General features: G+C 47.0%; 11 protein-coding genes. 9 read left to right on the top strand and 2 right to left on the bottom strand.

Features of this window, described 5'->3' with window-relative positions:
• The first annotated feature begins 125 nt into the window (after nucleotides 1-125).
• The gene (locus ACWGXJ_RS21490; RefSeq protein ID WP_039273904.1) at nucleotides 126-518 is read left to right on the top strand and encodes a winged helix-turn-helix transcriptional regulator; all 393 of its coding nucleotides are present in this window, start codon (nucleotides 126-128) and stop codon (nucleotides 516-518) included.
• Nucleotides 519-688: 170 nt separating this feature from the next.
• Here ACWGXJ_RS21490 and ACWGXJ_RS21485 read toward each other — a convergent pair whose 3' ends face one another.
• The gene (locus ACWGXJ_RS21485; RefSeq protein ID WP_023990392.1) at nucleotides 689-1,024 is read right to left on the bottom strand and encodes a winged helix-turn-helix transcriptional regulator; all 336 of its coding nucleotides are present in this window, start codon (nucleotides 1,022-1,024) and stop codon (nucleotides 689-691) included.
• A gap of 251 nt (nucleotides 1,025-1,275) precedes the next feature.
• Between ACWGXJ_RS21485 and ACWGXJ_RS21480 the strand changes: the two genes are divergently transcribed.
• From ACWGXJ_RS21480 to ACWGXJ_RS21455, 6 genes are all read left to right on the top strand, one after another.
• Nucleotides 1,276-2,373 carry an FAD-dependent monooxygenase gene (locus ACWGXJ_RS21480; RefSeq protein ID WP_452567570.1) on the top strand — a complete coding sequence of 366 codons (1,098 nt, stop codon included), beginning with the start codon at nucleotides 1,276-1,278 and terminating at the stop codon, nucleotides 2,371-2,373.
• A gap of 81 nt (nucleotides 2,374-2,454) precedes the next feature.
• The gene (locus tag ACWGXJ_RS21475; RefSeq protein ID WP_446675586.1) at nucleotides 2,455-3,219 is read left to right on the top strand and encodes a GTP cyclohydrolase II; all 765 of its coding nucleotides are present in this window, start codon (nucleotides 2,455-2,457) and stop codon (nucleotides 3,217-3,219) included.
• The gene (gene ribD, locus ACWGXJ_RS21470) at nucleotides 3,216-4,316 is read left to right on the top strand and encodes a bifunctional diaminohydroxyphosphoribosylaminopyrimidine deaminase/5-amino-6-(5-phosphoribosylamino)uracil reductase RibD (RefSeq protein ID WP_452567569.1); all 1,101 of its coding nucleotides are present in this window, start codon (nucleotides 3,216-3,218) and stop codon (nucleotides 4,314-4,316) included. Before ACWGXJ_RS21475 ends, ribD begins: the two co-directional genes overlap by 4 nt.
• A 523-nt stretch (nucleotides 4,317-4,839) precedes the next feature.
• Nucleotides 4,840-7,758, top strand: a complete 2,919-nt coding sequence (locus tag ACWGXJ_RS21465; protein ID WP_452567568.1) for a glycosyl hydrolase — start codon at nucleotides 4,840-4,842, stop codon at nucleotides 7,756-7,758.
• 346 nt (nucleotides 7,759-8,104) lie between these two features.
• Entirely contained in the window at nucleotides 8,105-8,227 is a 123-nt protein-coding gene (locus ACWGXJ_RS21460; RefSeq protein WP_348620648.1) for a hypothetical protein, read from the top strand.
• A 360-nt stretch (nucleotides 8,228-8,587) separates the two neighbouring features.
• A complete protein-coding gene (locus tag ACWGXJ_RS21455) occupies nucleotides 8,588-9,706 on the top strand; it encodes a slipin family protein (RefSeq protein ID WP_039273914.1) in 1,119 nt (372 codons plus the stop codon).
• 60 nt (nucleotides 9,707-9,766) lie between these two features.
• Here the strand turns inward: ACWGXJ_RS21455 and ACWGXJ_RS21450 are convergent, their stop codons facing one another.
• Nucleotides 9,767-10,180 carry a chemotaxis protein CheW gene (locus ACWGXJ_RS21450; protein WP_452567567.1) on the bottom strand — a complete coding sequence of 138 codons (414 nt, stop codon included), beginning with the start codon at nucleotides 10,178-10,180 and terminating at the stop codon, nucleotides 9,767-9,769.
• Between the two features lie 275 nt (nucleotides 10,181-10,455).
• Between ACWGXJ_RS21450 and ACWGXJ_RS21445 the strand changes: the two genes are divergently transcribed.
• Together ACWGXJ_RS21445 and deoC are read left to right on the top strand one after the other, a co-directional pair.
• Nucleotides 10,456-11,391 carry a sugar-binding transcriptional regulator gene (locus tag ACWGXJ_RS21445; RefSeq protein WP_023990386.1) on the top strand — a complete coding sequence of 312 codons (936 nt, stop codon included), beginning with the start codon at nucleotides 10,456-10,458 and terminating at the stop codon, nucleotides 11,389-11,391.
• 208 nt (nucleotides 11,392-11,599) lie between these two features.
• Nucleotides 11,600-12,262, top strand: coding sequence for a deoxyribose-phosphate aldolase (gene deoC / locus ACWGXJ_RS21440; protein ID WP_039273921.1), 663 nt, complete (start codon nucleotides 11,600-11,602; stop codon nucleotides 12,260-12,262).
• The last annotated feature ends 25 nt before the right edge of the window (nucleotides 12,263-12,287 follow it).

Raw genomic sequence — 12,287 nt, 5'->3', positions numbered from 1 at the left:
ACGTTATCTACTATTGTAGGGTGGCTTCGTCAGGCTGTGAAGAATGCACTTTCAAGTACGGAGGTTACCTGCAGGTTACTATTAGAGTGCAAGACCATGATGATTTAAAAGGAGTTAGTTGATATATGACTGATACGCTGAGAGAAGAAATACGGGAAAAGATCGTTAACGGAGACTATAACTGCGAAAAGGAACTAACCTTGTCAGTGTTAAGCGGAAAATGGAAGGTCGTCATTTTATGGCATCTGGGTGTGGAAGGAGCGCACCGTTTCAGTGACCTGCAAAGGCTGTTTCCGAAGCTGTCGCATAAAGTGCTGACCAATCAGTTGCGGGAGTTGATGGAGGACGGTATTGTGCACCGGGAAGTGTACCCCGAGGTACCTCCAAAGGTGGAGTATTCGATGACCGAGCTGGGAATGACGATCTTACCCATTGTGGAGATGATGTATGACTGGGGGAAAAAACGGGTGCAATCCATTCGTGAGGAAATGCAACGCAGCGGTGAGGGGAACGTCTAAGATCTTGGATGCCTATCTAAGGTGGACATTATCGCTTTGTCATATGAAAAAAAGAACGCCTTGCACTATGAGTACAAATTGCACTTAGAGCAAAGGCGTTCTTTGGCATGTTAGCAGTCTGTGTGTGTTTATCATGTTAGTTTAGGAAAAATAGCTGTAGTCCATATAGATCATTGCTTTTCTAGTGCTGGTAGAACCTCAATCCAGCGTGTAGCCCAAGTACCGATATGGTCAAACAAAGGAGCTAAATCGCGTCCCTTATCTGTAAGAGAGTATTCAATCCGTACAGGCTTCTCAGGATAAACCATACGTTGTATGATCCCTTCTTCCTCCAGCTCTTTCAAACGGTCGGAAAGGACCTTTCCGCTTAAATTAGGAATTGAATTCTCAATAGCGACGAAACGTTGCGGACCATTGGTTAGTTGAAATACGATCAACACCGTCCAACGCTTACTCAGTAGCTCCATAGCTTTTTCAAACCGTGGGCACATCTGCGGAATGTTCATGTGATCACCTCATGCTCTTATTATTAACGATTCACTGTTAAAAGTAAATGACTTTACTTTACATAAATTTATTACTTGACGAAACGACATGATATAAATATACTTTGTTACATAAAGTAACTTATTAGCTCTGATACGGATATCCATATATGAATACTTAAAAATTGAACTTGTTTTGATATGATTAATGATAAAATGAACAGGTACGAACGAATCGTTGTGGTTATGGTTTGGGCGCAGGGGGAAGTCGGATGAAGCTGGAATGTGAAGTGTGTGTAGTTGGGGGAGGACCCGCAGGGACTTTGTTATCCTGTCTACTGGCGGAGCAGGGTGTTTCCACGATATTGGTTGAGCGGCAGAGCTTGCCCGGAAAGGCTTTCCGCGGTGAAATTTTAAATGATGAGGGTCAGGAAGTGATCCAAAAGCATAAGCTGCTCGAACAAATTCATGAGGACTACGTTCTTGCCTCTACAAGAATCGAATATTGGGAGCACCAGCAGCAGGTAAAAACGGTCAAGCCGGGTTCAGTAAATGGTAATGTAGGGGTTCATATTCCACAGCCTCGATTTTTGGAGGCTCTGCTCAAGCAGGCGTCAACCTACGAGTCCTTCCGTTACCTGGCGGGTACAACGGTGACTGCGTTGGAAGGTAATAGTGAGCAGGGGTACACGGGCTTGATCGCCCGCGATAAGAACGGTCATGAGATCACGATTGACAGTTCGTTGATTGTAGGGGCAGACGGTCGCTATTCGACTGTGCGCAAGCTGGCTCAGATGCCTGTGACGAACATTCGACACGGCTATGATCTGTTATGGGCGAAAATTACGGCACCTACTGGGTGGGAGCCCGTCACTCGTCTGGCACGGGTCAACGGAGGGCAATTGGCTTTATTCTCGCAGGCTGAGGGCTATATTCAAATTGGCTGGAATGTGGAGGAAGGTAGCTTTTCAACCCTGTTTAAGCAATCCTTTGAACCATTTATACAACTGTTTACCGAGGCTTTTCCAGATTTGAAGCATAGTGTGCATGATCACATTCGTTCATGGAAGGACTTCGTACCGTTGGATATTTTCAGCAGCCGCAGTGACACCTGGACACAGAACGGACTGGTCCTTATTGGAGATGCGGCGCATACCATGACACCTACCGGAGCTTTTGGCTTGAATGCTGCTTTGAAGGATGCCGATGTGCTAGCCAGTGAGCTTCTTCGTTTACGACAGAAGAGCTATACCGCAGGAGACCTAAAGGCGTTCCAAGACGGACGACGACAGGCTGTCACCGAGCTTCAGGAACGGCAGCTGACGATGGAATCCACGTTTCATGAACATTTCTTACACATAGTTCAATGATTTATACCCTGACAATAACGATTAGCCTTTGAAGAATAGGCATTTTCTATATAGAGTTCATATAAAGGATGGTGCAGATAGATGAACCAAAAAGATGTAGCTACGCTACTTAACGATAAAATTCAAACCGTTCGTGGAGAGCAATCTTCGACGATTTTGGTAGGACCGATCAAGCTGCCAGTTAATATGGAAGGAGAAACGGTTGTTTTTCAGTGGTACTGCTGGTTGCCTGTACGGGATGAGGAAGATCGTCAGGACTTACTGAATGCCACCGCTGAAACGATTGTGAAGCGATTGTCCACACTGGATTTGGCAGAGGGACAACAGTCAAGCGTTTTGGTGTACGGTGATCTTCAACAGTCGGAAAATGCATTAGTTCGCATGCATAGTATTTGTCATACTGGAGATATTTTTGGTAGCAAGCGTTGTGATTGCGGATTTCAACTCCACCAGTCCATGAAAATGATCGTGGAGCATGGAACGGGTGCATTGTTCTATCTGGCTAACCATGAAGGCCGCGGAATCGGTTTGTTTAGTAAAGCAATGGCTTATATTCTGCAGGAAGAAGGCATGGATACTGTCGAAGCCAATCATCAATTGGGTTTTGAAGATGATACACGCAACTATGCGGATGCCATTAGTGTGCTCCGTCACCTGAGACAAAAACCGGTAACTTTGATTACAAATAATCCTAAAAAAATGGATGCCTTGAAGAAGTCGGGTATGAATGTGGCGGGTCGCATGCCGCTCTGGGGCGATGTGTCGCAATATAATGAACGGTATTTGAATACAAAAGTGGAACGATCCGGCCATTTGCGGGATTCCGATCTCAGGGAGGTTCTATGACCACTCACGAAAAATATATGCGCCTGGCACTGGAAAATGCCAGAAGTGCTAAAGGGCAAACAGAACCTAATCCGCTCGTCGGATCAGTCATTGTCAACAACGGTCGTATCGTTGGGATCGGCGCTCATCTGAAGCCCGGCGAGCCACATGCCGAGATTCATGCGTTGCGTATGGCGGGTGAACACGCTCAGGGAGCGACGATTTACGTAACGCTGGAGCCGTGTTCCCATCACGGCCGGACAGGCCCGTGCGCGGAAGCGATTGTGAAGGCTGGCATTCGTCGAGTGGTGATTGCAGCGCTGGACCCGAACCCGCTGGTTTCCGGCAGAGGGGTACAGATTTTGAAAGATGCGGGCATTGAGGTCATTGTCGGAGTATGTGAGCAGGAATCCATCCGCATGAATGAAGTGTTCAATCAATATATCGTGAGCAAGCGTCCTTTTATTACGATCAAATCGGCAGTAACGCTGGACGGTAAAATTGCGACCCGGACCTCGGAAAGCAAGTGGATTACATCTGAGGCTGCACGGGAGGATGTGCATCGTCTTCGTAACGAGCATGTGGGAATCCTGGTCGGTGTACAGACGGTGATTCACGATAATCCTCAGCTTACGACTCGTCTACCGGAAGGACGGAATCCGATTCGTATCATTTTGGATAGCAAGCTTCGAATTCCATTGGATGCCCGTGTCATTACAGATGGGGAGGCACCTACCTGGATATTCACAGGACGCACTTATGATGAAAGCAAGCGAAGCGAGTTGGAACAGCTTGGTGTGAGGATATATCCGACACAGGATGAAAACAGCGATCGGGTGAACCTGCCGCAAATGCTGGATATTCTGGGGACAGCGGAGGTGTCATCGGTGTTCGTGGAAGGTGGAGCCGAGGTGAACGCTTCGTTCGTGCAGCAAGGGCTGGCAGACAAGCTGGTGCTGTATATGGCACCAAAGCTGGTTGGAGGGCGCGCAGCCCCGGGCTTTCTCGGGGGAGAGGGCGTATCTGCGATGAGCGATGCGGTGGCATTGCAGGATTTGAGCGTAACGCAGGTGGGCGTAGACTGGAAACTAGAAGGGTATTTTGAGCGGGAAAAATGAGTGTTGTTTGCGGGTGAAGAAGGCGCTCCGCGAAGGGGTTGATCTTCCGATCGCTGTTGCAGTGGGATTCTTCGGATTGTATAAGATATTTAAAGGTAAGAATCCCACGGCAAAGGCACTCATTTTTTCGAAATGTTAGGAGCATGGGGGAAGGGAAAAGTACTTAAATACTCAAAAGCTCATATACTTAAAAGAACAGAGAATCTGAAGGGCTAAAAGGCCTGGAGGATTCTTTTTTTATATGCTAAACGTTTATTAGGGTGAATGGTTAATGGGATAAATAACTCATAGGGTGAATGTCTAATGGGGTGAATTTGAGATAACATAATTACGCAGGCTTGGGCTTTTCGTCCTGGTTTCTTATGTATTTTTAGAGACTTTCACCTCGTTTAGTTAGAATATAGAAATAAAAGGATTGACCTGGAAATTGGGATCGAGCACAATGAAGTTGAATTCAACTTGGAAGAGAAGGGAAAAGCCTTGCAGTGAAAGGGATTAGAGAAATCAAAGGAGGATGTAGGTTGTGAAAAAAACGATATTATGCTTGTTAAGTGCCAGTCTGATATTTTTAGCTGCACCAGTTTCTACTAAAGCCTTTTCGGGTGAGGTCACACAAGGCGCTGGCTCATATTCAACCACACTACCTACCGGAGCAGCAACACCGCAAAACGAGATTTACAAAACAGCGAATGTAACCAGCCCAATGCCTACCAATGACTGGTGGAGCAGTCTGGCCTGGGTACCCTACTCCGAGGCTCAATATCCGCATCCCCTTGCCTTGAAAAATCAGCAAAACGGTTTACGCATCTTTAACCCGAGTGGGAAAATTACAGTAAATCCTGGATACATCGCAGGCTGGATGGATGATGTGAACGATTTTACCGTCGGCCATTCTGTAAGCGCTTCATTTTCCGATGCCAAGGTGGATGGTTTCAGCGACTGGTTTGTCAAATCATTATTTCAAAGCGGCAGCAATAAAATGAGTGCTACCTATGGACACGGCTCCCCCTATGTTTTTTTTGAGTTTGGCGGTGGCAATCCCAAGCTTTCATTTAATGGGGTACCAGAGGTATGGTCTGGGTCAGCTAGTTCTCCTGTGCTTGGCATTACGGTTAATGGCTCACACTATGGTCTGTTTGCTCCTTCAGGCAGCACTTGGTCTGGCCTCGGAACGAGTACTCTGATCAATCAATTGAACGGGAAAAACTATTTTACAGTGGCGGCTTTGCCTGACAAAACAAAAGCGACATTGGACAAGTTTCAGCAATACGCTTATTCTTTCGTTACAAACTCCAAAGCACAGTACAGCTATAACGAAGCCTCTTCCGAGGTAACGACCACCTTTAACGTTGCAACCACAGCGAAGGAAGGCACACAAAGCGGCACTATTTTTGCCTTATACCCGCATCAGTGGAAAAATTCATCACAACCCCTGCTAGGCTATACGTACAATTCTGTGCGCGGTCTGATGAAAACAGCAGAGGGTGCGTCTTTTCAAACGAAAATGAAATTTACAGGAGTACTGCCTTCCTTGCCCGACTTGGGGTCCTACGATAAAAATACGCTCAACAATTATATAAACGAAGCGAAAGCAGAAGTCTACTCCGGCGATAGAGATACGTACTGGACTGGAAAACGTCTGGGCAAGCTGGCAGCGCTGGCGCCGATTGCCGACCAGGCTGGCAATACCACAGCAGCGACCCAGTTCCGCAATGAGATCAAAAGCCGACTGCAGGACTGGTTTAAGGCCAGTGACAGCTCGGGGAATCTGAAAAGCTCCAGTCTATTTGTGTATAACAACCATTGGGGGACATTGATCGGTTATCCTGACAGCTTTGGCAGTGCGGTAGAATTAAATGACCATCACTTCCATTATGGATACTTTATTAAGGCTGCGGCCGAAATTGCACGTGTGGACAAGAGCTGGGCATCCGATTCCCAATGGGGACAAATGGTGCAGTTGCTCATTCGCGATATCGCCAATACCGACAGGTCTGATTCAAAATTTCCGTATTTGCGTAATTTTGATCCCTATGCCGGACACACTTGGGCTTCCGGCCATGCCAAATTTGGCGACGGCAACAACAATGAATCCTCCTCGGAGGCGATGAATGCTTGGGCCGGTCTTATTTTATGGGGCGAGGCGACGGGAAATACTCAAACTCGTGATCTCGGCATCTATCTATACACAACGGAAATGAATGCCATTAACGAATACTGGTTTGATGTGCATGGCACAAACACTCCTGTAGGGATGCAAAGCGCGACGGCAAGCATGATCTGGGGCGGTAAAACGGTAGGGAATGCAACATGGTGGACCGATAATGCCACAGAGGTGCATGGTATCAACTGGCTCCCGATTACCTCGGCCTCCTTGTATCTGACGCAATATTCGGAGTATGCGGCTAAGAACTATAACGATCTCCTGCGAAAAAGCGGTGGGAATTTCAGTCCATGGGAAGATATTGTGTATATGTACAGAGCAATCTCGAACCCGTCCGATGCCAAGGCCAAATTCAGTGCACGCGTAGCGGCCATGACACCGGAAGCGGGGAATTCCAAGGCGAATGCCTACCACTGGATCTACAATTTGGATGCTTTAGGCAACATCGACCGCAGCATCACCGCTAATTCACCTATTTATGCTGTATTTCATAAAAACGGTGTAAAAACTTATGTGGCCTACAACTTTACAAACCAGGTCAAAACGGTAACCTTCTCAGATGGGCACAGTATTACTGTGCAGCCGAATAGCTTTAATACCGGAAATGGAAGCGGCGGTGGCAATCCGCAACCTGATACGGAGGCTCCATCCATCCCGGCGAATGTTCGAGCTACGACCAAAACGGCTTCGGTAGTCACTCTGGAGTGGGATGCAGCTACAGACAATGTTGGCGTTACGGGTTATATCGTTTATAAGGACGGGGCTCAGGCAGCAGAGATAAGCGGTACTTCCGCTTCAATTACAGGGCTGAATGCAGCTTCCACTTACAGCTTTACCGTTAAGGCTCGCGATGCAGCTGGTAACCTATCTGCAGCAAGCAATTCCGTAGAGGTAACGACAGAGCCAGCATCTGGTGGTAATGAGGGTGGCGGAGAAACGGAGGATTATAAAGTAGGAGCTCGCTTTGTCAGCGATCGTGAAGCATTGCTTCAATTTACACCCAAAACAGCCTCAGCCTATGTTGACGTGCATTATACTTTAACGGGTGGACAACAGCTCAATTACCGGATGACAAATAACGGCGGTGTCTGGGAGCAGCGGGTTACAGACCTCGATATCGGGAAGGCTGTCAGCTATTGGTTTACCTATGAAAAGGCGGGATTGCAATACGAGACCCCTTCATTCAGCTATACACACCAGCAGACTGCTTCTACAACAACAGACGTTCCACAACTTCCACTACCGAGCGTTGATCCCGTTTTCGAAAAAACATCCTAGTGGATCAGACCTAAGATACGAACGCGACAGTTAATTATAGAAAGAAAGACACAAGGGAAGCACATGCGCTTCTCCTGTGTCTTTTTTTTATAGGGTCGTAATACTTTCGCCATGTTCGTGAGTTCCAGGTTGCGCGATAATGATAAAGGCTGATACAGGAAGATATTACCGAGGCGTGGATTTCCAAAGGTCCCGCAGTGCCTACCCTGATGGGGTCAGGTATCCTGTAAATCTGATGTATCCACCAACATTAGGGTTCAATTCCCAATCGCCTTCCACGCGACTTCTGGTAGAGTATTCGAATGATCGAATAAAAACAATGAAAAGACCCGGATGAGAGCATCCCATGTCTGGTCTCGATGACAGATATCGGGGCGATGGCTATGCGGCCAGTGGATACCGGAGAGAGCAAGCGCCGACAGGCTCCGAAGCTTCGGGAGATGCGAGTTCACAGTCGATGTTGGGCTGATGAATCCCATCCCTAGAACACGGAAACAGGCGGTATCTTCCTTTTTCCTCAAGCTTGACCCCGCCGTCCACACCGAAGGGATGCTCTGCAAGGGTCCTACCCCTACTACAACGAATAAAAATAAAAAATCCTCATTTTAAAAGTGTGTTGATTTTAAGGCGGATAGCAGCGGAGCGGCCCATTTGAATCTGAAGAAGCGAAGCGTTCGCCTTTGCCACTGAATTTTAACCCTTTAACGGGTTCATCCATTCTAAAAATTCAGTGGCAACAGCGATCGGAAGATCAAATGGACCGCGGAGCCGCCACACATAGAAAGAAGCATACTTTTAAGTGGAGGATTTTAATACTAGGAGTGATACGATGTTTAAGAAGATAACGATTAAATCTGATGAGCGCGGGCTGCTGTTCAAAAAAGGAAGCTACCACAAGTTGTTGCACCCAGGAACTTACCTATTGAAGACATTTCAGCAGGAAGCAGTTGAAATTTTGAATGTAGCCGAACCATTTTTTGTACCGGATCATGATATTCGTTTGTTTTTGACAGATCCCCTATTGCTTGAACAATTGAATGTCATCGATGTAGAGGACCATGAATATGTATTGCATTATGAGGATAATCGGTTTGTGGGGCTTCTGACGGCTGGGAAATATGCTTTTTGGAACATGCTTAAGGAGCATCGTTTTGTTCGTGCAGATACTCGGCAGCCTGCAATTGATAAGGCATTGGGGCAAGCATTCTTGTCCAAGACACCGGGCTTCTGGAAGGCACTTCAGGTGGCCAGCTATGAAATGGGCTTTTTGTATTACGATCATGTGTTGCAGGGTGAGCTGAAACCGGGCAAATATTATTTCTGGATGTCCACAGTGAATACAGAGATCAAAACGATAGATATGCGACAGCAGCAGTTGGACCTGATGGGACAGGAAATCATGACAGAGGACAAAATCACGCTGCGCCTCAACTTTGTCTGTCAGTACCGTATCATCGACCCGTTGCGGGCGTTGGAATTCCGAGCATACGAGGAACAAATGTACATTATGCTTCAACTGCTGCTGCGCGAGTACGTTGGCACGATGAAGCTGGATGATTTGCTGAAAATGAAGCAGGAGATTGCGGAATATGTTTTGACTCGACTAAATGAGCAGAGCGGCGAATATGGAGTGACTTTTACGTCAGCAGGGGTGAAGGATATTATTTTGCCAGGGGATATCAAGGATATTCTGAATACCGTGCTGTTGGCAGAGAAGAAGGCACAGGCCAACCTTATCACACGACGTGAAGAGACGGCATCCACTCGTAGTTTGCTCAATACGGCCAAGCTGATGGACGAGAATGCCACCCTCTATCGTCTTAAAGAACTGGAATTCATGGAAAAAATCTGCGAGAAGATTGGCACGATTTCGCTGACTGGCGGGAATACGTTGCTGGAGCAGCTGAACACGCTGGTTCACATGAAAGAGGGGCAGGGACTCCAATAACTGAAAATACTCCCGAACGATGAGTGCAAGCCAGCTCAAGGTTCGGGAGTATTTTGCGTTTTAGTTCGTCTTGGTGGATGCAAGAAAAGCGTCCATATCGATCACCGGAATGAGGGTACCCTGATGCTCCATCACAGTAGGGAACAACTCGCGCTGCCATTCTTCCTCATTGCTTTGTAGCTGACTGTCCTCGGCAGAAGCCGTATCCTCTACCTGATCGACAAGCAGAGCAATCTTCGCACGGTTGAGCAAAATCATTTTGTCTTCGGAGGAATCGCTTGATGCAGGAAGAAGCAGTTTTTTGCGTAAATTAAGGATTGTAAAGACACCACCGCGGATAGTCACCATTCCTTCATGCCACGCTTCGGAAAAGGGAAGTGGGGTCCCTTTTTTGGCATTCATGACTTCTTCTACTTCCAGAAAGTTTAAAGCGAACTTTTTGTCCGCCAGACTGCACACAATAAATTCAGACATAGCAATTCTCCTTACATATTCAGATAAGCCATCACAGGTTGTGAATGAGCGGTAAAATGGGTTAGCTATTGCGTTTTGACAGATGGAACGATAAAGTTGAGGATGCGGTAAAGTAGTTGTAGTTAATCACAGAATATCACAAACGAGCAGTTAAATCTTCCAAAATAACAACCATACGGCCAAGGCGTGGCTTCAAGTTTCCCTTCATATATAATGTTTGGGACTAAAGCTGTGTCCGATGGCACTACATTTTAAGATAAGCGGGTTGAGGTAGAATGGATCATGAAAAGCAGCGATTAAGTATCGAGGCAGCCAGATTATACTATCTAAACGACTACAGTCAGCAAGATATCGCGGTCAGACTCGGGGTTTCGCGTCCTACGGTATCGCGGTTACTTCAGGCTGCCAAGGAACAGGGATACGTGCGGATCAGTATTGTGGACCCGATGGAGGATATGGACGCGCTCGGAGAGCAGGTGAAGAAGAAATACGGACTGGACACCGTGCTAGTCTGTTATTCGCCGTTAAATGAATATCAGGAGATTAAGAAGCATATTAGCAAAAAAGCAGCCGATTATTTGCATGAAACGGTACAGGATGCTGATATTATTGGAGTGACATGGGGAACAACAATGCATGCCGTGGCGCTTCATCTCCAACAAAAGCAGGTCAAGGGTGTTGAGGTGGTTCAGCTCAAAGGAGGCGTGAGCCATTCGCATGTCAACACATATGCCGTGGAAACCGTGAATTTGTTCGCAGAAGCCTTTCATACCATAGCAAGGTATTTACCGCTGCCTGTGATTTTCGACAGTCACGCCGTTAAGAAAATGGTTGAAGAGGATCGGCATATCCAGCGCATCATCGAACTTGGCAAGCAGGCGAACATCGCTGTGTTTACGGTGGGGACGGTCAAGGAGGATGCGTTGCTGTTCCGATTGGGCTATTTTAACGGGGAAGAGCAGAAGCTACTGCAAAGAATTGGCAAGGGCGATATTTGCTCGCGCTTTTTTGACGCTGAGGGCAATATATGCAGTCAGGAAATCAATAGCCGTACCGTCGGGATTGATTTGCCTGATTTGCGAAAGAAGGAGAAGTCCATTCTCGTCGCTGGAGGCCAGCGTAAAGTGGAGGCCATTCGAGCATCGCTGCGTGGCAAGTATGCGAATATTTTGGTGACGGATCAGTTTACGGCTCAAGCACTTTTACAATAGAGCAAGTCGTCTCAACCCAGCAAAATATACGGTTATGGCGTGTCCCTACAGGGTAATATGAATTGTAGGTGGCGCCTTGTGCATAAGGTTGAACATAATTTCAAAATGTGTTTTACATATGTTCAAAGCCGTGCTATGATGGTCTCATCACAGAGAAATAAATGACTTTTGTCTTCACACTATTTATCTAATGAAGGAGCTTTTAGATATGAACATTGCAGCATTAATCGACCATACATTGTTGCGTGCAGATGCGACGAAGGATGAAATTACGAAATTGACTGCCGAAGCCAAAAAATATCAGTTTGCTTCTGTATGTGTGAACCCGGCGTGGGTAGCTTATGCAGCAGAACAGCTCTCAGGCACAGGCGTAGCCATCTGTACAGTTATCGGTTTCCCGCTGGGAGCGAGCACGTCGGCAACAAAAGCATTTGAAACGAAAGATGCTATTGCTAACGGTGCGACTGAAATTGATATGGTTATTAACATAGGCGCTTTGAAGGCACGTGATGTACAGCTCGTCGAGCAGGACATCCGTGCGGTCGTGGAGGCAGCTGCCGGTACACTGGTAAAAGTGATTATCGAAACATGCTTGCTGACAGACGAAGAGAAGGTACTGGCATGTGAGCTGTCCGTCAAAGCGGGAGCGAATTTTGTGAAAACCTCGACAGGCTTCTCAACAGGTGGAGCTACTGCGGAAGATGTGGCTTTGATGCGCAAAACGGTAGGACCTGAGATTGGTGTTAAGGCTTCAGGCGGTGTACGCAGTCTGGAAGACGTGCAAAAATTAGTAGAAGCTGGCGCAAGTCGGATCGGTGCAAGTTCCGGTGTGAAGATCATCGAGGGCGAGCAGTCTACATCTTCCTACTAAGTTTATTTTAAAGTCATGGAGGGAT

It is taken from the genome of Paenibacillus sp. S33 (genome assembly GCF_053615415.1).
This window is presented reverse-complemented; position numbering and strand designations above follow the sequence as displayed.